At 62.5% G+C, this 25432-nt stretch carries 17 protein-coding genes; 9 read left to right on the forward strand and 8 right to left on the reverse strand.

Going from position 1 to position 25432, the window contains the following annotated elements; all coding sequences use genetic code 11:
* The first annotated feature begins 16 nt into the window (after nucleotides 1-16).
* The 4 genes from mnmE to P1P91_RS00445 all read left to right on the forward strand — a co-directional run bounded on the left by mnmE (nucleotide 17) and on the right by P1P91_RS00445 (nucleotide 6531).
* The gene (mnmE, locus tag P1P91_RS00430) at nucleotides 17-1402 is read left to right on the forward strand and encodes a tRNA uridine-5-carboxymethylaminomethyl(34) synthesis GTPase MnmE (protein ID WP_311883766.1); all 1386 of its coding nucleotides are present in this window, start codon (nucleotides 17-19) and stop codon (nucleotides 1400-1402) included.
* 109 nt (nucleotides 1403-1511) lie between these two features.
* On the forward strand, nucleotides 1512-3581 hold the full coding sequence (gene betT, locus P1P91_RS00435) for a choline BCCT transporter BetT (protein ID WP_311883768.1): 2070 nt from the start codon (nucleotides 1512-1514) through the stop codon (nucleotides 3579-3581).
* Nucleotides 3578-4942 (forward strand): amidase, encoded by a 1365-nt coding sequence (locus P1P91_RS00440; RefSeq protein WP_311883769.1) that lies wholly within the window; start codon nucleotides 3578-3580, stop codon nucleotides 4940-4942. Before betT ends, P1P91_RS00440 begins: the two co-directional genes overlap by 4 nt.
* Nucleotides 4943-4977: 35 nt before the next feature.
* Nucleotides 4978-6531: a Na+/H+ antiporter NhaC family protein gene (locus tag P1P91_RS00445; RefSeq protein ID WP_311883770.1), complete on the forward strand. Its 1554-nt coding sequence runs from the start codon at nucleotides 4978-4980 to the stop codon at nucleotides 6529-6531.
* On the opposite strand, the gene P1P91_RS00450 is transcribed toward P1P91_RS00445, so the two are convergent.
* The gene (locus tag P1P91_RS00450; protein ID WP_311883772.1) at nucleotides 6512-7384 is read right to left on the reverse strand and encodes a LysR family transcriptional regulator; all 873 of its coding nucleotides are present in this window, start codon (nucleotides 7382-7384) and stop codon (nucleotides 6512-6514) included. The two genes, P1P91_RS00445 and P1P91_RS00450, sit on opposite strands and share 20 nt — an antisense overlap.
* Nucleotides 7385-7579: 195 nt before the next feature.
* Between P1P91_RS00450 and P1P91_RS00455 the strand changes: the two genes are divergently transcribed.
* From P1P91_RS00455 to P1P91_RS00475, 5 genes are read left to right on the forward strand one after another with little or no spacing between them, the layout of a single operon-like run.
* Nucleotides 7580-9058 carry an aldehyde dehydrogenase family protein gene (locus P1P91_RS00455; protein WP_311883773.1) on the forward strand — a complete coding sequence of 493 codons (1479 nt, stop codon included), beginning with the start codon at nucleotides 7580-7582 and terminating at the stop codon, nucleotides 9056-9058.
* Nucleotides 9059-9095: 37 nt separating this feature from the next.
* Nucleotides 9096-10103, forward strand: coding sequence for a dipeptidase (locus P1P91_RS00460; RefSeq protein WP_311883775.1), 1008 nt, complete (start codon nucleotides 9096-9098; stop codon nucleotides 10101-10103).
* 34 nt (nucleotides 10104-10137) lie between these two features.
* Nucleotides 10138-11910 carry a hypothetical protein gene (locus P1P91_RS00465; RefSeq protein WP_311883777.1) on the forward strand — a complete coding sequence of 591 codons (1773 nt, stop codon included), beginning with the start codon at nucleotides 10138-10140 and terminating at the stop codon, nucleotides 11908-11910.
* The gene (locus P1P91_RS00470) at nucleotides 11907-12680 is read left to right on the forward strand and encodes a DUF3726 domain-containing protein (RefSeq protein ID WP_311883778.1); all 774 of its coding nucleotides are present in this window, start codon (nucleotides 11907-11909) and stop codon (nucleotides 12678-12680) included. Before P1P91_RS00465 ends, P1P91_RS00470 begins: the two co-directional genes overlap by 4 nt.
* Before the next feature lie 27 nt (nucleotides 12681-12707).
* Nucleotides 12708-13367 (forward strand): NADPH-dependent FMN reductase, encoded by a 660-nt coding sequence (locus P1P91_RS00475; RefSeq protein WP_311883779.1) that lies wholly within the window; start codon nucleotides 12708-12710, stop codon nucleotides 13365-13367.
* A gap of 8 nt (nucleotides 13368-13375) precedes the next feature.
* Here the strand turns inward: P1P91_RS00475 and P1P91_RS00480 are convergent, their stop codons facing one another.
* The 7 genes from P1P91_RS00480 to P1P91_RS00510 all read right to left on the reverse strand — a co-directional run bounded on the left by P1P91_RS00480 (nucleotide 13376) and on the right by P1P91_RS00510 (nucleotide 25426).
* Nucleotides 13376-16555: a type I restriction endonuclease subunit R gene (locus P1P91_RS00480; RefSeq protein WP_311883780.1), complete on the reverse strand. Its 3180-nt coding sequence runs from the start codon at nucleotides 16553-16555 to the stop codon at nucleotides 13376-13378.
* A 15-nt stretch (nucleotides 16556-16570) separates the two neighbouring features.
* Nucleotides 16571-18727 carry an RNA-binding domain-containing protein gene (locus tag P1P91_RS00485; RefSeq protein ID WP_311883781.1) on the reverse strand — a complete coding sequence of 719 codons (2157 nt, stop codon included), beginning with the start codon at nucleotides 18725-18727 and terminating at the stop codon, nucleotides 16571-16573.
* Nucleotides 18720-19931: a DUF4268 domain-containing protein gene (locus P1P91_RS00490; protein ID WP_311883782.1), complete on the reverse strand. Its 1212-nt coding sequence runs from the start codon at nucleotides 19929-19931 to the stop codon at nucleotides 18720-18722. The genes P1P91_RS00485 and P1P91_RS00490 overlap by 8 nt, the downstream gene beginning before the upstream one ends.
* Nucleotides 19924-21273, reverse strand: coding sequence for a restriction endonuclease subunit S (locus P1P91_RS00495; RefSeq protein WP_311883783.1), 1350 nt, complete (start codon nucleotides 21271-21273; stop codon nucleotides 19924-19926). The genes P1P91_RS00490 and P1P91_RS00495 overlap by 8 nt, the downstream gene beginning before the upstream one ends.
* Entirely contained in the window at nucleotides 21260-22996 is a 1737-nt protein-coding gene (locus P1P91_RS00500) for a class I SAM-dependent DNA methyltransferase (protein ID WP_311883785.1), read from the reverse strand. Before P1P91_RS00500 ends, P1P91_RS00495 begins: the two co-directional genes overlap by 14 nt.
* 79 nt (nucleotides 22997-23075) lie before the next feature.
* Entirely contained in the window at nucleotides 23076-23882 is an 807-nt protein-coding gene (locus P1P91_RS00505) for a uracil-DNA glycosylase family protein (RefSeq protein WP_311883787.1), read from the reverse strand.
* A complete protein-coding gene (locus P1P91_RS00510) occupies nucleotides 23882-25426 on the reverse strand; it encodes a phospholipase D family protein (protein ID WP_311883789.1) in 1545 nt (514 codons plus the stop codon). The genes P1P91_RS00505 and P1P91_RS00510 overlap by 1 nt, the downstream gene beginning before the upstream one ends.
* Nucleotides 25427-25432: the final 6 nt, after the last annotated feature.

Here is a 25432-nt window from a genome sequence, read left to right on the forward strand (position 1 = left end):
CAACAGGGAGAATCCCATGGCCAACGCCTTCTATACTCCGGATACCATTGCCGCCCTGGCCACCCCGCCCGGGCGCGGCGGCGTGGGCATCATCCGCCTTTCCGGCCCCGGCAGCGGAAAAATGGCCGACGCCCTGCTCGGCGCCTGCCCGTCTCCGCGTCATGCCCATTATGGTCCTTTCTACGGGGACGCCTTTCACGGCGAGCGCGAGGTTATCGACGAGGGCATCGCGCTTTACTTCCCCGGGCCGCATTCGTTCACCGGCGAAGACGTGCTGGAGCTTCACGGCCACGGCGGACCGGTGATCATGGACCTGCTGCTCGAGCGCTGCGTGGCGCTGGGGGCGCGTCTGGCCCGGCCCGGGGAATTTTCCGAGCGGGCCTTTCTCAACGACAAGCTGGACCTTGCCCAGGCCGAGGCCATTGCCGACTTGATCGACGCCAGCTCGCGCTCGGCAGCACAAAACGCCGTGCGCTCGCTTCAGGGCGAGTTTTCCCAGCGCGTGAGCGGCCTGGTGGATAAACTCATCGAACTGCGCATCTACGTCGAGGCGGCCATCGATTTCCCCGAGGAGGAGATCGACTTTCTCGGCGACGGCAAGGTGGCCGCGATGCTCAATGCGGTAACCGAAGAGCTCGAGAGCGTCCGCGCCGCCGCCGGCCAGGGCGCGCTGATGCGCGAGGGCATGAGCGTGGTGATTGCCGGGCGTCCCAACGCCGGCAAGTCGAGCCTGCTCAACGCGCTCACCGAGCAGGACACCGCCATTGTGACCGACATTGCCGGCACCACCCGGGACGTGCTGCGCGAGCATATCCACCTCGACGGCATGCCGCTGCACGTCATCGATACCGCCGGGCTGCGCGACACCCCGGACGCCATCGAGAAAATCGGCGTGGCCCGGGCCTGGGAGGAGATCGAGACCGCCGACCGGGTGCTGCTGCTGGTGGACGCCGCCACTACCGACGCCGTTGACCCTCACGCCATCTGGCCCGAGTTTGTCGATCGCCTGCCGGATACCGGCCGTTTGACGCTGGTGCGCAACAAGATCGACACCAGCGAAGAAGCGCCGGGGATCGATCTGTCCACCGCCCATCCCGTGGTGCGTCTGTCGGCCAGAACCGGCGCCGGTGTGGATCACCTCAAGGAGCACCTGAAGTCGATCATGGGGTTCAGCGCCACCACCGAGGGCCGCTTCTCCGCCCGCCGGCGCCACCTGGACGCCCTGGACCGCGCGGCCGAGGCGCTGGACAGCGGCCAGGGCCAGCTGTCGGGCTTTGGCGCCGGCGAGCTCCTCGCCGAAGACCTGCGCGACGCCCAGCAGGCGCTCGGGGAAATCACCGGCGACTTCAGCGCCGACGACCTGCTGGGCGAGATCTTCGGCAGCTTTTGTATCGGCAAGTAAGTGTCGAACCCTTCTGCCAACTACCACCAATCTGCCAACCACCACCAAGAAGTTAAAACAGGAGTTGAAACATGAAACGCTACGCCTGCGCGTTTGCCGGGGGGGCGGTGTGAACACCGAGAGCACCGAGACCGCAAACCCCGGACGACCTCCGGAGCCTTCAGACAAGGCAATCCTTCCCCCGGTGAACTGGCCCGTGTTCATTTGGGCCGCCCTCGGTTCGATAGCGATCACCCTGTGGGCGCTCGTCACTCCCGAATCCGCCCAGGAAACGCTCGGTGCCGTGGTGGGATGGGCCTCGGGCTGGTTCGGCTGGTTCTACGTCCTGCTCGCCGGCGGGGTGCTCACCTTCGTTATCTACCTTGCGTTCTCCCGTTTTGGCAACACCAAGCTCGGGCCGGAAAACGCCAAACCCGAGTTCTCCACCCTCGCCTGGGCTTCCATGCTGTTCGCCGCCGGCATCGGTACCGACCTGATGTTCTTCGCCGTCGCCGAGCCCGTCACCCAGTACCTGCACCCGCCCTCGGGCGCCGCGGAAACTGTCGCCGCCGCCCGGCAGGCCACCGTGTGGACTCTTTTCCACTACGGAATCTCCGGATGGGGAATGTACGCCCTGATGGGGATGGCCCTGGCATATTTCGCCTACCGGATGAAACTTCCCCTCGCCGTTCGTTCCGCGCTCGCCCCGATCATCGGCAAGCGCATCCACGGCCCCCTGGGGAACACCGTGGACTTTGCCGCCCTTCTGGGCACGATCTTCGGGGTGGCCACCTCGCTGGGGATCGGTGTGGTGATGGTCAACGTCGGGCTGGCTACCGTGCTCGGAGTGCCGGTGAGTACCGCGACCCAGATAGCGATCGTCGTCATGGGGGTGGGCGTTGCCATTCTCTCGGCGGTATCCGGGGTCGACAAGGGCATCAAGTTCCTCTCGCTGATGAACGTGTTTTCTGCGATCGGTCTGAGCCTGTGGATCCTCGTCACGGGGAAGACCCAGTACCTGCTGGACGGGCTGGTGCTGAATATCGGGGACTTCGCCAGCATGTTCCCGAACATGGTCCTGCAGACCTTCGCCTTCGAGGACACCGGCAGCTGGATGAGCGACTGGACCCTGTTCTTCTGGGCCTGGTGGGTTGCCTGGGCTTCCTTCGTCGGCATGTTCCTCGCCCGGATCTCCCGGGGGCGCACGATCCGACAGTTCGTCGCCGGTACCTTGACCATACCGTTCGTGTACATCCTCATGTGGATCTCCATCTACGGCAACGCCGCCCTGGACATCATCCGCAGCGGGGATGCCGAGTTCGGTACCCAAACCGTTCTCAACCCCGAGAGCGGCTTCTACGAACTGCTTTCGCACTACCCGGCGTTCATGTTCATCGCCGGGCTTGCAACACTGACCGCGCTGCTGTTCTACGTCACCAGCGCCGACTCCGCCGCGCTGGTCATGGCGAACCTTTCCTCCCGCCTGCCGACCCCCCAGCACGACGGCCGGGCCGCGCTGCGGATCTTCTGGGCGATCGCCACCGGTGCGCTGACGATCGCGATGCTCATTGTGGGCGGTATCGGAGCCTTGCAAAGCGCCACGGTCATCATGGGGCTGCCGTTCTCCTTCGTCATGATCCTGGTGATGGTCAGCCTGTACCGGTCGCTGCGAGTGGAAGCCCGGCGCCTGGACAGCGGCGAGCAGGCCATGCCCGTGGCCGGGCGCGCCGCCCGTGGCGGAGAGGTGCGCTGGCAGACTCGTCTGGGGCGGATGCTCACCTTCCCCAACGCGGGGCGGGCCCGGGAGTTCGAAGACAAGGTTCTGCTGCCCACTCTCGGTGAAATCGTCGATGAGTTCGCCGGACGGGGCATCACCGCCACCTGTGAAAAGCACCTCGACGAGGAGGGGGAGCAATGTATCGAACTTGCGGTCGACCCGACCTCCGAGCATCCCTTCCACTACCAGGTATTCCGCAAGGAAGCGCCGATGCCGATGTTCGGCGGGCGCCCGACCCAGGTGGCAGACAAGTTCGTGCGCATGGAGGTCTACCTCGACGTCGCCGCCTCCCAGGGGTACGACATCATGGGCTACACCAGAGAACAGCTGCTGGATAACGTGCTGGATCAGTACGAGCGTCACCTGGAGTTTCTGCAGATGCAGGAGTTCGCGGTCAATGCCCATGAGATGCAGTCATCGTGACCTATTCTCCTCTGGCCGCGGCGCTTGAGACGCTGCGCCGGCAGCCCGAGTCGCTTATCGACGTGGCCGAGCAGGCGCTTTCGGCCCGGGTGCCCGCCTGGCAGGGCTACGCCGCCTGGGCGCCGGAAAAGGTTCGCGAGCAGGCCAGAGCGCTTGCGGCACAGGTACGCGCCGGCGGTGCCTGCGGCCCCTGGTACGGGCTTCCGGTGTCGGTCAAGGACAATATCGGCCTTGCCGGCTGGCCGCTGCGCGCCGGCTGCGCGGATCCGCTGCCCTCTTCCTGGCAGGGCGATGCCGCGATCACCGCCCGGTGCCGCCGCCGGGGGGCGCTGTTCACCGGGCTCACCCACAGCGTGCCGTTTGCCTTTACCAGCCTCGGCGTGACGGTAAGCGGCGACGGCCCTCGCAACCCCTGGGATACCGCCCGGGTATGCGGCGGCTCATCGAGCGGCGCGGCGGTGAGCCTTGTCGAGGGCAGCGCCTGGCTGGCGCTGGGCTCGGACACTGCGGGGTCCGTCCGCGTGCCGGCGGCGATGACCGGTACCGTGGGGCTCAAGCTCACCGCCGGACGCTGGCCGATGAAGGGCGTGGTGCCGCTCAGCCACAGCCTCGACAGCCTGGGCGTCATGACGGCAAGCGTCGCCGACCTTGCAGCGGCCCTCAGCATCTGCACGGATCCTCTGGTACCGGCAGCGCCGCGGCCGCTGCACGGGCTGCGGCTGGGCGTGCTGGGAGGCGCGCCCCGGGTAAGCGCCGAGCCGGGAATCGACGAGGCCTTTGCCCGCGCGCTCCGGGAGCTGGAGGCCGGCGGGGCCCGCTGCGTCGAGATCGATTTTCCCGAAGCGGACGAGGCGGATAGACTCTTTCGTTCCGGGGGGCTGGTGGCGGCCGAGCTGGGCATGTTTCTGTCGCTTTGCCTGCCGTCCCACCACCGGCAGCTGGAGCCGCTGCTGGCAGAATCGATTGCGCTTTCAAGCGAGCTCAGCGCCGCCGACTACCGCCAGCGCCTGAGCGATTTTTATGGTCTGAGCCGGCGGGCGGCGGCGCGCTTTCGCGACATGGATATCGACGCGCTGGTACTGCCGACCTCGCCGCTCACGCCGCCGCGGCGAGACAGCGTGACAACCCCGGCCACCTACGCGGCGGCCGACGCGCAGATTCTGCGGCACGCAGCCTTTGTCAACTACCTGCGCTGGTGCGCCTTGAGTCTGCCCATCGGCTTGGATAGTGTGGGCATGCCGGTTGGCCTCCAGCTGGTCATGCCCGGCTTTGCCGAGCCGCAGCTGCTGGGAGCCGCCGCCGCCATCGAGCGCTGTCTGGGCACCCCCCACGAACGTCAGGGCCTGCCACCCCGGCCCTGACACAACCAAGAACAAAGCCGCGAGAGAGATCAGCGATGTCCTTTGGCCTGTACTCCCTGCTTCCGCCCCTGCTTGCCATCGTGCTGGCGCTGGTGACCCGCAACGTGATTCCTGCGCTCTTCTGCGGGATCTGGCTGGGCGCTACCATGCTCAGCGGCGGCAATCCGGCAGCGGGGCTCTACAATAGTTTCGGCGACTTCATCATTCCCAGCGTAGGCGACGAGTGGAGCGCCACCGTACTGATCTACTGCGGCCTGTTCGGCGTGCTGATCACGGTGCTGCAGCGCACCGGCGGCGCCCAGGCCATTGCTCGCTCGATTGCCGCCCGGGTGGCCTCGCCCCGGGGTGCCCAGGGCGCCACCCTGGGCTTTGGCGTACTGATCTTTTTCGAGGACTACTTCAACGCGCTGACCGTGGGCAGCGTGATGCGGCCCATTACCGACCGCATGCGCGTGTCCCGGGAGAAACTGGCCTATATCGTCGACTCGACCTCGGCGCCCATGTGCCTGCTGGGGCCGGTTTCCACCTGGGTGGTGTTCGTCATGGGCCTGATCGGCACCCAGCTGACCGAGATGGAGATGGCGGGCTCGGAGTACCTGATCTATCTGTCGTCGATTCCGCTCAATTTCTACGCCTGGCTGGCGCTGCTGCTGATTCTGATCATGATCGTGACCCAGCGGGATTTCGGCCCCATGGCCCAGGCCGAACAGCGGGCCCGGCAAACCGGCAAGCTGCTGGCAGACGATGCCCGGCCGCCCTCGGACCGCGAAGTCGCCGAGATGGCCGGCGTCGCCGAAGAGCATTCGCGCAAGCGCAATATGCTGGTGCCTATCGCCGTGCTGGTGGGGCTCATCCCGGTGCTGTTCCTGTGGACCGGCAACGTGATGGAAAACGGCCTGATTACGGCCATGGGCGAGGCCGACGGCGGCAAGTCGATTCTGATCGCCACCTTTCTGGCGGTCAGCGTCGCTCTGGGCATGGGCATGTACCAGCGTTTGTTCGATTTTCGCGAAGCGATGGAGCTGGTGGTGACCGGTATCAAAAGCATGACGCTGGTCTACATCATCCTGACGCTCGCCTGGTCCATCGGCAGCGTGACCGAAGCGCTGGGCACCGCCGACTACCTGGTCACGCTGGCCCAGGCCGGCATCGCGCCGAGCCTGATCCCCGTGCTGCTGTTTCTTATCGGCTCGCTGGTCGCCTTTACCACCGGCACCTCCTACGGCACCTTCGCCATCATGATTCCCATTGCCATGCCGGTGGCCATGGCGCTGGACATGCCGTTGGCGCTGGCCATTGCGGCGGTGCTCAGCGGCGGTATCTTCGGCGATCACTGCTCGCCGATCTCGGATACCACCATTCTCTCCTCGGCGGGGTCGTCCTGCGACCACATCGACCACGTCCGGACCCAGCTGCCCTACGCGCTGAGCGCCGGCACGGCGGGGATCGTGGCTTTCTTCGTCGCCGGGGCGACCGACGCTGCCTGGCTGGGCGGCATTGCCGGCATCGCCACCCTGCTGGTCGTCATCACCGGGCTGCGGCGTTTCTGGCAGCCGACGAAGCGCGCGGTCAGCCCAGCGCCCGAATAACGAAATCGGCCATGGCCCGGGCGCCGGGGGAAAGGCTGCGCCCGGCGAGGCGCAGAAGGCCGATTTCCCGCTCCACCCGGGGCTCGCTCAGCGGCACAAACCGCAGCCGTTCGTACTCTTCGGGGAACGCCAGCCTTGGCAGCGTGGTCACCCCCAGCCCCGCCACCAGCATCGCCGTCAGCGACACCATGTTGGAGATATAAAAAGCGTGGTGGTCGCCCAGGGCGGCGGCGTCGGTGCCCTGAAACAGCCGTGACGTGCCGTTGCCGATCAAACTCTCCTCCCTGAGCTCCCGCCAGTGTACGGCCTCCCGACCGGCGAACGGGTGGTCATCGCGGCAGACCACGCCCAGCGCGTCGCGCATCAGCGGGGTAAAGCCCAGCGCCGCGTTGCCTTCCCACAGGCTCGTCAGCCCCAGATCGACTTCGCCGGACAGCACCTGCTCGCGGACGAAGTCGGCGGTGCCGTCGTGCAGACTGACGCGGATGCCCGGGTAGTTGCCGACAAAATCGGCCAAAAGCCCAGGCATCAGCCGGCTGGCCACCGACGGCACCGCGGCCATGTCCAGGTGCCCCGCCTGACGCTCTGCCTGGGCGACAAGCTCGCGGCTCAGGCGGTCGTGCTGGGTTAAAAGCTCGCGAAAGCGCGGCACGCAGTAGCGGCCGAACGGCGTCAGGGTAGCCTGATTGCCGCGCTCGAAAAGCGCCTCGCCCAGGCGGCTTTCCAGTTCGCGTATCGCCATGGACAGCGCCGGCTGGGTGCGGTGCACGTGCCGCGCCGCGGCGTGAAAGCCGCCTTGATCCACCACCGCCAGCACGTAGCGCAGCGGCGTTATCTTGAGCTCGGGCAGCATGGCACACCTCCTGCAATCGCCGGCCGCAGCGTGGTGGCGCACTGCGGCGCTCAGCCGGTAATTAAAAGTGATCATTCAGTATTTATTATTGATTATCTTTATACAGACCGCGCGCCTACCCTGTCATTACCGCCATTCAAGGCACCGTTTCTCAAGATACCGCTCTTCAAGGAACCGTTACGCAAGGAGACAGACATGGCACAAGCGGCATCCCAGCCCCGTTCTCAGCTCCGTTCTCAGCCCCATGCGCTTTACCTCAACGGCCAGTGGGTCGAGGGCGAAAGCCAGGTTGAAAACCGCAATCCGTCCGACCTGAGCGACGTTATCGGCCACTACGCCCAGGCCAGCGTAGAGCAGCTGCACGAGGCCGTTCGCGCCGCCGAGCAGGGGCAAAAAGCGTGGGCCAAAACCGGCCTGGAACACCGTTACGGCGTGCTGATGGCCATCGGCGACGAGCTGATCGCGCGCAAGGCCGAACTGGGCGAGCAGCTATCCCGGGAAGAAGGCAAGCCGCTGGCCGAAGGCGTGGGCGAGGTGCACCGCTCGGGGCAGTTTTTCCACTACTACGCCGCCGAAGTGCTGCGCCAGATCGACGAGCGCGTCGACTCCGTACGCCCGGGAGTGGAAGTGGATGTCCGCCGCGAGCCGGTGGGCGTGGTGGGCATCATCAGCCCGTGGAACTTTCCGCTGGCCACTGCGGTGTGGAAGATCGCCCCGGCACTGGCGTTCGGCAACGCGGTGATTTTCAAGCCCGCCAACCTGGTGCCGGCCAGCGCCTGGGCGCTGACCGAGATCATCGCCCGCCAGGACATCCCTGCCGGCACCTTCAACCTGGTCATGGGCCCAGGAAGCTCGGTGGGCGATGCGCTGATTGCAAGCCCCGACATCCACGCGCTGAGCTTTACCGGCTCGCTTGAAGTGGGTCGCCGAGTGGCCTCTGCCACCGCCGCCAACCTGGTCAAGTGCCAGCTGGAGATGGGCTCCAAGAACGCCCTGATCGTGGCCGACGACGCCGACCTGGACCTGGCCGTGGAAGCCGCCTTCAACGGCGCCTACTCGGGCACCGGGCAGAAGTGCACCGCCTCGTCCCGGCTGATCGTCACCGAGAAGGTTCACGACGCCTTCGTCGACAAGCTGACCCAAAAGCTCGAGCAGGCCAGGGTCGGCAACCCGCTGACGGACGGCGTGAACGTGGGGCCGCTGGCCAGCCAGAGCCAGCTGGACGCCAATCTCGAATGGGTGGAGCGCGCGCGCAAAGACGGCGCGAAGCTGGCCTTCGGCGGCGAGCGCCTCGAGCGCGACACCGAGGGTTACTTCATGGCGCCGACGCTGTTTGTCGACACCACCAACGACATGGCAGTCAACCGCGAGGAAGTCTTCGGCCCCGTGGCCTGCGTGATCAAGGTGGCCGACGCCAACGAGGCCATCGAGGTGCTCAACGACACCCGGTACGGCCTGACCGCGGGCATCATCACCGACTCGCTTGCGCTTGCCACCGAGTTCAAGGCCCGGGCCGAAACCGGCTGCGTGATGGTCAACCTGGCCACTGCCGGCACCGACTATCACGTGCCTTTCGGCGGGCGCAAGCACTCGAGCTTCGGCCCCCGGGAGCAGGGCCGCTACGCCCGGGAGTTCTACACCGTGGTCAAGACCAGCTATGTCAAGGCGAACTGAACCGCGCCTGCTGAAACCAAGGCACAAGGAGGCTGATATGTCACAGGACATGCTGATCGTCGACGGCCTGCAGTACTCCAACTGGTCCCGGGAGATTTTCCAGCAGATGCGCGAAGGCGGCGTCGACGCCGTGCACGCCACGCTGGTCTACCACGAAACCATTCGCGAGACGCTCTCGCGGATGGGCGAGTGGAACCGCCGCTTCGAGGCGCACAGCGATCTGATCATGCCGGTGCGCGAGCCGGCGGACATTCACCGCGCCCGTCGTCAGGGCCGGGTGGGCGTGTTCCTCGGCGCCCAGAACTGCTCGCCCATCGAAGACGACATCGACATGGTCGAGGTCATGCGCGACCTGGGGCTTCTGATCATGCAGCTGACCTACAATAACCAGAGCCTTTTGGCCTGCGGCTGCTACGAGGCCGAGGACAGCGGCATTACCCGCTTCGGCCGCCAGGTCATCCGCGAGATGAACCGGGTGGGCATGGTCATCGACATGTCCCACAGCGCCGAGCGCTCGACCCTGGAAGCCGTCGAGCTCTCCGAACGGCCGGTGATCATTTCCCACGCCAACCCGGCGTCCTGGCAGCCGGCCAAACGCAACAAGTCGGATAAAGTGCTCCACGCCATCGCCGAAAGCGGCGGGCTGCTGGGCTTTTCGGCCTATCCTTTCCACCTGAAAAACGGCCCCGACTGCACCCTGGCCGAGTACTGCGAGATGATCGCCCGCACCGCCGACAAGATCGGCGTGGAGCACTTAGGGGTAGGCACCGACCTGTGCCAGAACCAGCCCACCTCGGTGCTTGAGTGGATGCGCAACGGCCGCTGGTCGAAGGACATGGACTACGGTGAAGGCAGCGCGGCCAACGCCGGCTGGCCCGACCCGTTGCCCTGGCTGCGCGATAACCGCGACTTCCCCAACCTGGTGGCCGGGCTGCGCGAGGTCGGCTTCAGCGAAAACGAGGTCGCCGGCATCATGGGGCAAAACTGGGTAGCGCTTCTGGAGCGCGCCACCACGCCGCAGCCTGCATTAACCCAGGTGGCCTGACGGCGCTGCCCCGAACGTTTCGGGAGGGTGTGACATGATGGAGCGTATTTCCCCGCGCGAAGAAAGCCTGCGTCTGCGCGCGCCGGCTCGGGTCATGAACCTGGAGCGCCTGGGCAGCCTGCACCCCAGCCGGCTGAGCTTTTCGCGCAGCCTGATACGCCAGATGGCACGCCAGCGCTGGCAGATAAGCGCCGCTCGCTTCGATCTGGACGACAGCGGCCACGGCACGGTCATCTACCGGCTGCAAACGCCCTGCGGGCGCTACCACGGGGTGATTTTCTCTCAGCCGCTGGACGACGACGCGCGCACCGACCGGGTAATTGCCGAGGCCTGGGACGTCACCTTCGGCGTGGTCGAAGGCGAAGTGGATGACGCCCTGCTGGAACAGATGGCGGCCAACGTCCCGCTCCAGGAAGCCGGCCGCCAGCACCCGCGCCTTTTGGTGCTTTCTCGGGCCAACCGCAGCCTGCGCAACTTCGATGCCTTCACCCGGGCGCTGGCCGAGGGCCGCCAGCCCGACCCGGCCTGGCTGACCAAAGCCGGCTATCTTTACCGCACTACCGCGGTGTACGGCAACGGCAAGTTCGGCATCGCCGACTTCGGCCGGCTCAGGGACAACCCCGACTTTCAGCGGCCGTTTTCCGCGCAGATGCTGGCGGTCTACCTGCTGCGCCACTTTTCCATCGACCAGGTCGAGCACATTGCCCACCGCCGGGCGCCGGCCACCGCCGTGGGGTTGGCCACGCCGGTGAAGCGCTATCTGGGTATCGGCAACTCCACCGGCCTTGGCATGGCGCCGTTTCTGATCAACCACCCGCAGCTCATCGAGCGCTGGGTGCAAAGCCGCGAGCAGGCGCTGGCCCAGATCCGCGCCCAGGCGCCGGACGAAGCTCAGCGCGACCGGCTGCTGACGCTGCTCGACCGCGCCGGCTGCCACCTGGAACAGACCGTCACCGCCAATGCCGAGCAGGGCAGGCGCAACGCCGAAACGGTCGCCGAGCTGCCGGAAGTGCGCGCCTGGCTGGAGCAGGTGCCGCTTGACGGCGATCTCTGGCAGGAGCTGACCGAGTGGAGCCACCGCGCTCTGTCGCTGGCCACCCAGGAACTGATCAACACCCTGCTGCTGGAGCTTTACCCGGCCATCGTCGAGCCGTTCGAAAACCGCATGGGCGTCGACGAGTGCCTGGAACTGACGCCGGAAATGCCGCTGGTGCGCCTGAAACAGCTCATCGAAACCCGCTACGACTGGGCGCTGGCCTTTGACTTCGACGATCCCGATAACCGCTACTGGTTCTGGTACCGCTCGATCGAAAAGGAAGAGCCGCGCCTGGGCGTGCGCGGCCAGGAGCCCGGTGCCGATCGCGAGCTCAAGCTCGCCATCGCGCCCCGGGTTGCCGATACCCACCGCGCCGTGGGGAATTACCTGGGCCGCCATCCGCGCGCTGCGGTGGTGGATTTTCTGATCGAGCATCCCCGCTACAAGGATATCGTGCGGCGCATCCAGGCCATGTCGGAGACCCCCTTCGGCGAGATTCGCGCCAACCTCTGGGCCAGAGAGATGAAGCCCATCCATCTGCTGCGCACCAAGCTGTCGTTCTTCGGTGCCAGCCGCTTCGACCCCAAGTCGGACCGCTGGGTACGCATCACGCTATTCCAGGGCGCGCCCCTGGTCGAGGAGCTCAACGCCGAGCCCGACGACCTGCGCGATTTCGACGACTGGGGCTTTCCGCTGGAACCCGCGCTGGCAACAGCGCCGGACAGCCAGGAGAAGGCCCGGCAACCAGCCGCTACAGGGGTCGCACCATGAAGGTTTCCTACAACGAACTTCAGGGGCTCTGCCGCAAGGCGTTTCTGGGCATGGGCTTTGCCGACGGCGACGCCAGCGATGCCGCCGACATGGTGGCGTGGATGCAGCTTCACGCGCTCGACGGGCTGGAAGCGCTTAACCGCGGCCTTGATTATCTGCTGGCCGAGCAGCACGAGGAAGAGCGCGCGCCGATACTGCTTTACGCCGACGATGACCTGGCCGTGCTCGACGGCCAGGGCTACAGCGTGCTGGGCAGCTCCAGCCTGGCGCTGGAGCTGGGCTTCGCCAAGGCTCGCGCCCGGGGCCTTGCGGTGATCAAGATCCGCCGCTGCCACAACCGCCAGCTGATCATGGGCTATCTGGCGCGCATTGCCGGACGCGGGATGAACGTCACCGCGTTCTGGCGTAACGGCCAGCGTCCGCTCGTTGAGCAGGCAGTGGGCTTTCGCGCGGGCGGTTCGGTGCCCGAAATTCGCGTTTATGCGGTCAACCAGGTACCCGAGGAAAACGAGTCCAACGACGGCGTCACCCTGGTGTTTGCCAACCACGTCGAGCTGCTGCCCGCGATGCACTCGGCCTACGACTACGATCTGCTGGCCTGCCACGAGGAATCCGCGCTGCTCGCCAGCCGCGAACGCGCCATGCTCGACGGCATCAGTATCGACGACGCGGTATGGGAAAAGCTCAAGCACCTGGCCGCGCGGATGCTGGTGGAGTCCAACGACGCTTCGCGCAGCGGCGCCGGGCCGGCCGCCGGCGATAATGACTAATACAAGGCAAGCGGGCATCATGGCCCGATGAACCTACTGATTTTTCTCGGCAGCGCGCGGCAAAGCACCCCGCCGCGCCCGGCACAGCTGGGCGAGCGCGTGGCGCTGGCCTGCCAGGCGCATCTGCAAAGCCGGCTGGACGGGGCCAGCGTCACGCTGATCGACCCGCTGGATTTCGATACGGGGCCGGTATTCAAGCCGCACTTTGCCTACTCGGAGCGCCGCGTACCCGAGCCGCTTGAGAAGCTGGCGCAAGCCATCGACGCGGCCGACGCTTACGTCATGGTCAGCCCCGAATACAACCACTCCATGAGCCCCGCGCTTGCCGATCTGCTCAACCACTTCGGCGCCTCGCGCTTTGCCTACAAGCCCAGCGCCATTGTCACCTACTCCGCCGGCCAGTGGGGTGGCGTGCGCGCCGCAGTGGGCATGCGCAGCTTTTTGAGCGAACTTGGCTGCCTGCCGGTATCGGCTATGGTGCACGTGCACCAGGCCCAGAACGTATTCAGCGAAGACGGCGGGTATCAAGCGGATGTGGATAAAATCCGCTGGGAAAGCTATTTGAACCGCACCTTCACCCAGCTGTGGTGGTGGGCCGACGCCGCACAACGTCAGCGCCAACAAAACGACCCGCATCGGCTGGTGGGACACTTCACCCACGCCCCGTCCCAGCGCAATGCGCCGTAGCCGTGTGCTTAAACCGCGCTTGGCGCCCAGCCGTGTGACAGCACCTCGGCCTGCTGTAACACCAGTTCTATGGCCGCCGGCGCTTTGTCCGGCGGGTATTTATAGCGGCGTAACGTGCGCCGCACCAGAATCCGCAGGCGGGCGCGTACGCTTTCGCGCACTTGCCAGTCGACGGTGGTAGAGCGGCGAAGCTTGTGGGTAATTTCCACGGCGATTTTTTTCAGCGTTTCATCACCCAGCTCGCGCACCGCGCTTTCGTTATGCGCCAAGGCATCGTAAAACGCGATTTCGTCGGGATTCAGCCCCAGCGCAGCATCGCGTTCCATCTCGGCCTGAAACTGCTTGGCCATACCGATCAGCTCTTCAATCACCTGGGCCGTTTCAATCCCGCGGTTGTTATAGCGGCGCAGCGTCTCCTGCAGTCGGTCCGCGTACTTTTTCTCCTGCACCACGTTGCTGCGCGTTTTCGCCTTGATGTCGTCCTTTAACAGTTTTTCCAGCAGATCCACGGCGAAGTTCTTGTAGGGCATCTGGCGCACGTCTTCCAGAAACTCGTCGGAAAGCAGTCCGATATTGGGCTTGTCCAGCCCGCACAGGGCGAACACGTCGGTCATGCCGTCGGCTACCAGCGCGTTATCCAGAATCTGCTTGAGCGCGGTATTCTTGTCTTCCTCGGTGAGTTTTTTATCCACATGGGTCGACTTAGTGATGGCAGTTTTCACCTGGGATAAAAACGCCACCTCTTTTTGTAGCGCCTGAGCTTCGTCCAGAGTGGCACACAGCGAGAATGCCTTGTTCATCGCCAGAACGGCATCCAGAAAGCGCTTCTTGCCGTCTTCCAGACCGAGGATATGATTGGCCGTGGGCAGCAATAGCTTGTGGGGCTGGTCTTCAAAGCTGAGGCCCTGGTGGTTGCGATAGTCGAACCCGCTGCTGCGGGGGCCGGGAGCCAACATACCGCGAATAATATCGAGCTTTTCCAGCAGAATGGCATAGGCTTCTTCGGCGCTGTGGGTCGGCGAGCCCTTGCCCTGGGACTCGGTATAGGTCTTCAACGCCTGCTTCAGCTCATTGGCAATGCCGATGTAGTCCACCACCAGCCCGCCGGGCTTGTCCTTGAATACGCGGTTAACCCGAGCAATGGCCTGCATCAGGTTGTGGCCTTTCATGGGCTTGTCCACGTACATGGTGTGGCAGCAAGGCGCATCAAAGCCGGTGAGCCACATATCCCGCACGATCACCAGCTTGAGCGGATCGTCAGGTTTCTTGAAGCGCGCCTCCAGCCGCTTTTTGGTCTTGGGGTTGTGAATATGCGGCTGCAGCAGCGCTTTATCAGACGCCGAGCCGGTCATCACGATCTTGATCGCGCCAGCCTCGGGGTCATCGTCGTGCCACTCCGGGCGCAGAGCGACAATGGCGTTATAAAGATGCACCGCGATCTCCCGGCTCATGGCCACAATCATGGCCTTGCCATCAATGCTGCGTGAGCGGGTTTCAAAGTGCTCTACCAGATCCTTGGCCACCTGCTCCAGGCGCGGGCCGGCACCCACCAGCTTTTCCAGCCGGCTCCACTCCCCCTTGGTTTTCTCGCGGCGGCCCACGTCTTCGTCGTCTTCAACCATTTCCTCAACTTGATCGGACAGCTCCTCGATCTGTTCGCGGTTGATGTCCAGCCGGGCCAGGCGCGACTCATAGAAAATGGGCACCGTCGCACCGTCGTCTACCGCATCCTGAATGTCATAGATGGAGACGTAGTCGCCAAAGACCGCTCGGGTATCCTTGTCTTCGCTTTCTACCGGCGTGCCGGTAAAGCCGATGAACGCCGCGTTGGGCAGCGCATCGCGCATGTGGCGGGCATAGCCGAACTTGTAGCGACCGTCTTTTTTTAGCGTGGCCTTCAGGCCGTACTGGCTGCGGTGGGCCTCATCAGAAATCACCACGATATTGTGGCGTTCGTTGAGCACCGGATGGCTAATTTCTGCGCTCAGCAGAGCGAACTTCTGCACCGTGGTAAAGATAATGCCGCTAGACTCACGCTCGGCCAGCAGCCGGCGCAGGGTCGTCCGGTCATCAGCCTGTATCGGCGTCTGTTTGAGCAGCTCGTGCGCGGCACTGAAAGTGGCAAACAGCTGGCCGTCCAAGTCGTTGCGGTCGGTCACTACAATCAGCGTGGGGTTGTTCATCTCCGGTTGCTGGAGCAGCTTGCCAGCATAGCAGCACATGGAAATGCTCTTGCCCGAGCCCTGGGTGTGCCATACCACGCCGGCCTTTTTGCTGCCCGGCTGCACTTCATCGCCGTAGATCGCGCGCTTTTCCTGCTGCTGATTATCTTTGGGCGTCTCGGCGGCCACCACCGTGGCCTTTACCGCCTCGCGCACGGCGTGAAACTGATGATAGCCGGCTATTTTCTTGATCAGCCGGTCGGCATCGACTTCAAAAATCACAAAGTAACGGACATAGTCCAGAAACAGCTCTCTGTCGAAAAAGCCCCGCACCATGGTTTCCAGCTGCCATTCCAAAAGCGGCCGGTCATCCTCGTGCTTCAGCGTGCGCCAGGGCATGTAGCGCTCCTGGCTGGCGGTGAGCGAGCCTACCCGCGACACCCAGCCGTCGCTGATCACCACGGCCTCGTTATAGACAAACAGGTCGGGGATTTCTTCACGATAGGTCTGAATCTGGTGATAGGCGTCCCAGATATCGACGTTTTCAGCCTCGGGGCTCTTCAGCTCCAGCACCGCCAGCGGCAGGCCGTTGATAAAGCAGACCACGTCCGGCCGGCGCAGCTGTTTGCTGCCCTGGATGGTGAACTGGTTAACTGCGCGAAAACGATTGACAAAAGCATATTCAAAATCGATCAGAAACGCCTGATCGTGAACCACGTTATCGTCGCGCTTGTACTCCACTGGCACGCCTTCCAGCAGTAAGCGGTGGAACGCCCGATTGCAGGTCACCACGTCCAGGCTCTGGGGTTTACGCACCACGGCCACGGCCTGCTCGACGGCCGCTTCGGGTAAATGTGGGTTAATCCGCCGAATCGCCGCCTCAAGATCCGCCAGCAGCAGCACCTGCCGGTAGTCAGCACGCTCCGGGGCGTCACCGTCCGGCGACAGTTCCGGCCCGTGAGCCACTTCCCAGCCGCCCTCGGCAAACCACTCAAGGCATAGCTGCTCCAGCTGATCTTCGGTCATTGACTGGTTCCTTCTTTATTCTGTACCGCCCTCTGGCTTTTGCTTCTCCGAGGCAATCGCAATATAAGCCTGACGCTTGTCATTCGGCGTTTGTGGAAAAGCCGGTCTTAACGAGCCGTCTTCAATCATCTGCCGTAAGTGCTGATGACGTAACGTATCGGCCGTTCGATTCAGTAGCCTGGCCAGGCAGGCGCGGGTGACATACTGCCCGTCGCATAGCTGATAAATAATCGAACGCATAACAGCCGGTTGCAGCCGCTTACTGGTAGCAGAAGGTAAGGCAATGGCTTCAAGCCGTGCATAAAAGTCATGGGCCAGCGTGGTTAAGTCATGGATTGCCGGTGCATCAAGCTCCGGAGAAAGAAGTCGGCCCATTTCATCACGGCGGTCAGTAGCGCCAGGCCGAGTGCTCGTGTGATTCCCGTTGCCGGTATCCATGCTATCGCCGGAGTAGCTTTCCTTACCACCGGAGTAATTTTGCTTACCGCCGGAGAAGCTTGTCTTATCACCGGAGTAATTTTGCTTACCGCCGGAGCAGCTCACCTTACCACCGGAGTCATTTGTCTTACCCCCAAAACTTGCTGCGTGCTGATTTTTTGAGGTTGGCAAAGCGCTTGGCTGAGCCTCCATGGATACGCCAAACACCTGCTCAGGAGTCGGCATATTGGCCCCGGGAAGGTGATAGACGACTGCGCGGCCGTGCTGCCCGTTGGACTCCAGCATGCCTTGCTTGACCAGAGACTGCAGCACCTGCGTGATGTCATGGGCGTGCTCCGTGGTAATCTCCGAAATACGACCATGCGACACCACCTGCTCCGTGGCTGCCGTCGCTAGAATCAAGCGCTCTAGGCGCGATAACGTGCTGTACGCATCGCCAAAACGATCGGTTAGCTGCTGTTGGATTTCCTCAGGCATCAGCTCCAGCATACGCAGCTCAAGCAGCGTTTGTGGCGGCTCGTCGACTTCATAAAGCGCCGGACGCCGCCAATGCCGCCAGTCCCAGCCGCTGTATATCTTGGGTATACCGGACCCGGCGCGTTCCCCTAGCCCAATCATCAAAAACATCTGATGCATGATGCGATTGCGGCAGTCAGATTCCCCGCCACGCACGGCTCTGTCCAGCGGAATACGCATATTGCCCGGGTTGCGCAAGCCCAGCATATCCGGGCGCTTGACGACCAATACCGAGACGCGGCCGGTAAAATCGGCGTGTATCAACGTGTTGACCAAGGCCTCACGGATCGCCTCGTGTACTGGCGTATCGTCTCGCCGCTGGCCTGACTTCAAGCGAAACGGCACTTTCAGCGTTTCCGGGTTGGTCAGCTTGTGGTACACAATTCGATAGAAATCAAAAAGATTACCCGACCAGCTGCCATCAGGCACCAGGCGGTCGACCCAGCGCAGCTCGGTTTTGGCTTCGGGGCGCTCCTGATAGTCGACAAAATAGTGCGGTGCCGCCTCCTGAATGGCATCCCAAACGCCAAACATCAGCAAACCTGCAAGCGTCAGCCCTTCCTCTCCCGTTTGTCGGTCCCGGCGCCAGCCTTTGAGTTTCTTCAATAGGTGAAAGTCGTCATGCTCAAGGAATGGATGCCCCGGCTTGGCATCTTTCAGCATCTGCCGATAAATGGTGAGGCTTTGGGGGTTGATATCGTCCCAGCCGAAGCCTGGTAATATCTGATCATCGCGGCTGTCTTCTATCTGCTCGGCCAGCATGCGGCGCACCGACTCTTCGGCCAGCCGATGATCGGTGCTGTTAAAGCGGCGATATGTACCTGTCAGCGGGTTGCCCTTCAGGTAAACCGGCTTTTGCTTGCGGGCAGCCGCGGGCACATGAATATGCACCACGGCCTCGCCGTCGATTTCCAGCACTTTCAGCGAATGCTCATCGAGCAGGTTACAGCTCACTTTTTGAGCATTGTTGAGCCCGGTCCACAGCTCATCGACGAGCTTTTGAGGATTATCCAAACCGGCAAGTTCAAAGCGGCCACCGGCCTTTTCGCGCACGCCCAGAAATACATCGCCGCCGCGCGTGTTGGCAAAGGCGCTGTAGGTCGGCCAAAAGTCTTTGGGTAAAGCTCCTTTGCCGTCCCGCCCCTGAGCCAGCTTGCACTCCACATCGGTACTTTCCTGAAGGGCAGCAATGTCTTCCAGGGTGGCGATATCAAGCATCTACGCTGCCCTCACTGGATTCACCCTCGATAGGCTCGACAGGTGCGCTGAAGGTGGTTTTTTTCAGCGCCTGATTGGCCGCTTTCAAGGGCTCGTGTAGCGCCTGCTCCAGCCGAGTCATATGCTCGACCAGCCACTCGATCATCTTCGGCCAGTTGGCCTTGTCGTAGCCGTCTACGGGCTTGGCAAACTGTATGCGGCAGGCCTTTTTATTGGGCAGCGGCAGCCAGTCCATGGTGTTGCCAAAAGCCTGCTCGATAGTCTGCCTGGAGGCTTCTAGCTGCTCAAATACCAGAGTATTGGCTTGTGCCTGACTGTTTTGCAGGCTGAGCCCTACACGGACTTCATTTTTGCCGAAGATTAGCTGGTAAGGCATCCCGCTAATGCCGGACCCGGCACTCAGCCAGTGATCTTTTGTCGGGCTGATATTGTTATAAAGCTTGCACTCGCTTTGGACAAAAACTTCAAGCGCCTGCTCCCAAAAGGCCAGCCGCAGGGTATGGCTATGTTTTTGTTCAGTATTGACGCTTTTTTCTTCTGCTTCCTTGGCCATCATGCCGATCATGAAGTCGGCCGCTTCTGGCGTGGGGATAATCTGCTCCACGTTGAGAAACAGCTCGTCTCCGGCCTGGTAGGGCGTGACCTTGAAGCACTGGCAGATAACGCCAAATTGACTCAGCCACAGCACCGTATTGGTGACTTCCTTGCGATAGTTCGCCGCCACCAGAATCAGCCGCTGGCTTTTTAACGTGTTGAGCTGAACCGAGGGCAGGTCGTCAGCTTCGAGAAACTCAAGCAAAAGCGCTTCAGCATCCTGCGGCTCGCTGTCGTCATTGAGAGCTTTTTGATTCAGATAACGCTGAAATACCTCTACTACCTGCTGTTTTTTCAGATTGGCGCAGTAGCTAGCGTATTTGAGCGCCTGCCACACCACATCTCGGCCGCTGTCATCGAGTTTGTTTTCGATTATGACAAGATTACCGTCCTTGTCGATGGCCAGCAGATCCAGCCGCTCTTGGGTGCCGTCAAAGCCGTTAAACTCCTTCTGGATGATCAGCAGCTCTTCCCCGCTGCTCTGAGCCAGCGCTTCGGGGCAGCTTTCCAGCCATTCCTGCAGGTGCGCGCGTTCGGTAAAGCCGAGGTCGCTAAAGCGTTTAGCTTCCAATGGTTGGATGCGGTTGCTGGCAGGGTCGATCTTAAACATTGGCAGGCTCCTCGGCTTCGGCTAGCTGAGTTTCTGCCGCGGATACGGAAAGTTCGCCGGAGAGTAGCTTGGGGAGCAAGGAATCACGTAGTTTTGCGAGGATGTCCGACTCCCGGACGTTATTCTCAATGACTTCGTAGAGCGAAGATGTTTGTTTCGAGTAAACCGAAATCAGTGCTTCTGGAGGCGTTACCACCGGGATGATTCTGAAGTTCTTTTTACTAATCTCTGCGAACGTGGTGCCGCTGGCCCGGCTTTTGATTTCGTCCATGTAGGCCGCGCACCACTGAATAACGAACTCAGGGCTTAATGCCTTTTCGCATTTCATCGCAATATAGCCTTGGTTTACGGCTACGGGGATCTTGGCGAGGGCCAGATACCCAACTGGTGCCCGTGATGACATCAGCACGGTATCAACTGGTAGTAGCCCAGAGCTAACCTTCGCAAGACCTGCTTCAGTTATTTTGCGCTCGGTTTCGACGAGCACTTTGTCTGCAAGATTCGATAGATCTTTGGGGGATGTCCAGTTGATCTCGCCGTTTTCCCAGAAGTCTGAGTTTTTGGTAGATGGAGTCCCGCCGCCTGCCACCGTTACCTCATCGCCAATTTGACTAACGCACCACCCCTCCGGAATCTCCCCCAATTCACTATCCTGCATAGCCGACGGAAACAGCTCGGCGGTGGCACGGAGCTCGGCGTATTGCTCGGGCTGTTCGGCCTGGAGGCGGGTTAGGTCTTCCCGCGTCTTTCCGGAAACGGCCAGCATGGCGGCGAGCAGAGCGTCTTCCTCGCTGCCGCCAGCGTCCAGTGCGGCGATCTTGGCTTTGACCGGCTCGAAATCGACAAACCAGCTTTTGAAGATGGCTTGGGCCATCTTTTCGAGGGTTTGGTTGATTTGGTGGTTGAGTTTAATTTTTTTGTCGAGAACTATTAGTGGAGTAACAAGCCTTTTTCGGTCTTCATTTTTTTCTGGGATTCTAATATTAAGTCGATGAGCATTATTACGGTTCAAGCCAGGAACAGCTGCGTCAGTATTCATGCTCTCAAGCCTTAAAGTCGAAAGCAGGTAATACGTAAAATAGGCATCTTCAAGAGAGCCATATTGCACGTAAAATGCCGTATCGCTAACCCAACATGGACTTTGGCTAAGATGAACTTTACCTACAGAACCTTTTCGACCAACAATTACAGCATGAGGACTGACCAGTTTTTTCGCGGAGTATGCATACATCCCATTAGAGCCATATACAGGGAACCCACCCTGTAGCTGGTCCTGTCTTTTAATTGCCTTGCCATATACAAGTGGGCAAAAATCCCCAACAGTTGTATCAATCCAAAGCATGACCCAGCTCCCCAAGATTACGTTTGATCTCCGCTTCCAGCCGCTCGCTTTCGGCAAACTGCTCCTTGAGCTGGCCGGTGAGCCAGGCCATTTTGTCGGCGAAGGGCTCGCCGTCGTCTTCCTGCTCCGGCGCGCCGACGTAGCGGCCGGGGGTGAGCACAAAGTCGTGCTTTTTGATCTCGTCCAGCGTGGCGGACTTGCAGAAGCCGGGAATATCTACGTAGGCCGCTCCTTGTGCGTCGCTCTCGCCTTTTTGCCAAGCGTGGAAGGTGTCGGTGATAGTGGCGATATCTTCGGCGGAAAAATCGCGCAGCACGCGGTCTTTCATGTAGCCGACGTTGCGGGCGTCGATAAACAGTACTTCGCTCCGGCGAGCGCGCTTTTTCACCTTGTTGGGCGAGAGCCCGCCGCTTTTGTCCCTGGTTAAAAACCAGATACAGGCGGGAATCTGGGTGTTGGTGAAAAGCTGCCCGGGCAGGGCCACCATGCACTCGACCAGGTCTTCTTCCACCAGCCGCTTTCGGATCGCGCCCTCGCCGCCGGTGGCGGAGCTCATCGAGCCGTTGGCCAGCAGCAGCGCCATGCTGCCGGCGGGCGCCAGGTGGTACAGCATATGCTGCATCCAGGCAAAGTTGGCGTTGCCCTTGGGCGGCGTGCCGTACTTCCAGCGGGCGTCGTCAGCCAGCGACTCATTCCACCAGTCCTTCATGTTGAACGGCGGGTTGGCCATGACGAAATCCGCGCGCAGGTCCGGATGCTTGTCGTTGAGGAAGGTATCCGCAGGCGCTCGGCCAAAGTCAAAGTCGATGCCGCGAATGGCCATGTTCATCGCCGCCAGCCGCCAGGTGGTGGGGTTGGATTCCTGGCCGTACACCGAAATGTGCTTTTTCTGCTCGGCGGCGTCGTAATGCTGCTTGCCGGCGTGGTTTTCGATGAACTTGTCGCTGGAGACAAAAAAACCGCCGGAGCCCATGGCCGGGTCATACACCCGCCCGGCGTAGGGCTCCAGCATCTCGACAATCAGAGTAACGATGCTTTTGGGCGTGTAATACTGGCCGCCCTGCTTGCCTTCAGCGAGGGCGAACTGGCCGAGAAAATACTCGTAAACGTGGCCGAGAATATCCTTGCTTTGCAGGTTCAGCGTTTGGCCATCGAACACCGGGCGGGTAAATGAGGTGTCCGAGAAGGTGTTGATCAGGCCCAGCAGCTTATCGTTTTCCAGCTGAAAATGGCTAATGCGGTTGAGAATGCCCTTGAGGCCGTCGTTGTGCTTTTCGATCTCATCCAGGGCGTTATCAATTAGCCAGGATACCGAACGCAATTTGACGTCGCGCCCGGCGGCGTCCTGCCACAGCACGGTACCCACCGGCAGCACGGCCTTCTCCTTCAGCGTGCTCCAGCGCGCGGTTTTAGGCACCCAGAACACGTTGTCTTCACGATAGTAGTCGAGCACCTCCAACTCTTCACCCAGCTCTTCGCGGTATTCCGCGTCGCTGTCAAAGTCTTCCGGCGGCAGGTAGTAGATGTCGTCGTTTGCATCCTTGAAGCGCTCAAGCAGCTCGGCCTGGCGCGCTTCAAAGGCATCGGAGACGTACTTCAAAAAGATCAGCCCCAGCACCACATGCTTATAGTTGGCGGCGTCCAGATTGGCCCGGAGCTTGTCGGCGGCTTGCCACAGCTTGTCGTCCAGCTCTTTGAGAAACTGTTGTTCCAGATTGTGCATTCTTGCCTCATACGCAGCTCTGCGCGGCCGTTATCGCGGCAGCGCAGCAGCAGTCAGAATATGGGCATATGCTAACAGACTATGCGTTTAACCCGCTCACCCCGTTCAGTCCGCCTATGCGCGCGGCAAGCCCGTCCCTGGCGGCGTCCAGCATGTCCGGGTTGGTCTGGCGGCTGAGCGCGGCGCGGCTTTTTTGTCTGGTGAAGTAGAGAATCCGCTCGCGGTTGGCGCCGGAAGGGTGCGGCAGGCCGTCGAGCAGCTGCTCCGGGGCCAGCAGGCCGGCCTCCCGGGCGCGTTTGAGCGCCGCGGCGGCGGCACGGCCCAGCGGCAGCCACAGAGCACGTTCGCCCAGCGTGCGAATTTCTTCATGCAGACAGGCGCGCATCAGGGTATTCAGGTAGGCGTGGTGATGCGGGGCGGGGGTGCCGTTGTAGCCGCGGCCGCTAGCCAGCACCACCGGGTGGCGCAGGGCGTTGGTGCAGTGAAGAAGGTCGGCGTTATCGCCAAATAACGAAGCGCAGGTGGCGATTTTCAGCCGCCGGTTGAGCCCCACGGCGTCGAGCATGGCGGCAATCGACTCGCGCAAACCGATAAAGACGGCGTTGCGCTTGGCCGTTCGCCGAGCGTCGGCTATCGTTCCGCCCCGATCCAGCACCTGACGGGCGTTTGCCAGCGCCGCTCGGACCTGCGTTGCCCCGGGAGTAATGCCGCAGAGCACGACCTTGGCATCGAGCGTGACGTATTCCATGGGGGCGTAATAGACGCTGAGCATGGCGTCCTGATAGAGCCGCAGCGGCGTCTGCCAGGGCGACTCGCCGGTCGCGATACGGCCCTCGCGCAGCGCCGTTTCAGCAAGGCCGGTGTCCGGCCGCAGGGGGTTGGCCATTATAGCAGCGGTTCCAGCGGCAGCAGGGAAAACGCCTTGACCATCCAGCGCTTGGCGAGGCTGGTATCCGGCTCGCGGCGATGGGTAACGGGCTCGCCGTCGCGGGTTTCGTGCCAGCGAAGCTCGCCGTCTTCCAGGGTGACTCGATAGGCGTTTTGGGGCACTTCGTCGTCGAAGGCGCCCTCCATGTCGGCGGCCAGTTCGGGGCTGTCGATCAAGAAGCCGATCTCGGTGTTGAGGTGGGTCGAGCGCGGGTCGAAGTTGAGCGAACCGATGAACAGCACTTCGCCGTCCACGGCAAAGGTCTTGGCGTGCAGGCTCGAGGCGGCGCTGCTCATCACCCCGGCGCGGGGCTGCTTCTCGGCGCCGGTGGCTGCGCGCCGAGTTTCAAAGAGCGTGACGCCGGCGTCGAGCAGAGCCCGGCGGTATTTGGCGTACCCCGAGTGCACCAGCGCCACGTCGTTGGCTGCCAGGGAGTTGGTCAGCACCGTGACGTCGACGCCCCGATCTTCCAGCTCGCTGAACAGCTTCCCCCCCTTCTTTCCCGGAATGAAATACGGCGATACCAGGGTCACCGAGTTTTGGGGATCCTCCAGCGCCGCGGCCAGCTGGCGGCTCATCAAGCGGTCCTTGTGGACGTCGCCGAGCACTTTTTCAGGGTCGTCGCTTACGACGTCCACCCGGGCCCAGGTCATGGCCAAAGACTCGTCCAGCAGCCGGTCGAGAAAGTCGGACTGCGCCAGGGCATTGCGATAGCGCGCGGCGTCGTCGCTGGGTTTCAGCACCTCGTCAAGTATCGCGTCGGGGTCTTCCACGTCGGACAGCAGCTTTTTTACCGGGTAGGCCGGGGCGCTGGCCCAGTAGCGGTCAAACTCCTGGTTGACCTTTCGGGCGGCAGGCCCGAGCGCGAGGACATCGAGATCGGCAAAGCGGCTTTGGGGATTGGCGCCAAAATACTCATCGGCGACGTTGCGCCCGCCGATGATGGTGGCCTGGCCATCGACGGTGAACGATTTGCTGTGCATGCGACGGTTGAGCCGGGGGAAATCCCAAAGATAGCCCAGCCACTTGGGCGTGCGAATGGGAAAGGGGTTGAACAGCCTGATCTCCATATTGGGATGGGCGTCCAGGGCGGCAAGGGTTTCGTCCAGCCCGGCGATACCGTTGTCATCCAGCAGCAAACGCACGCGCACGCCGCGCTTGGCGGCGTCGTGCAGGGCGCGAAACAGCAGCCGGCCGATGGTGTCGTCGGCCCAGATGTAATACTGCACGTCCAGGGTCTTGTCAGCGCCCTGGGCCAGCAGCGCCCGGGCGGTAAAGGCATTCAGCGGCTCGGCCAGCGGATAGATACCGCTGACGCCCCCGGGGTGATCGGCCAGGCGCTGGTCAAGGGCGCGGCCCAGGCGGGTATCCGCGGCCTGCTGCACGGAAAGCAGCTGGCTTGCCGGCCGCGGGCCCGGCGGCGGCAGCGCGCAGCCGCCAAGCAGCATGGCGGCGACAAGCAGCGCGCTCAGGCGCAAAAGAACAGGGGATGAAACAAACACGGCGAG

Origin of the sequence: Halomonas piscis, assembly GCF_031886125.1 — a bacterium.
Lineage (GTDB): Bacteria > Pseudomonadota > Gammaproteobacteria > Pseudomonadales > Halomonadaceae > Vreelandella > Vreelandella piscis.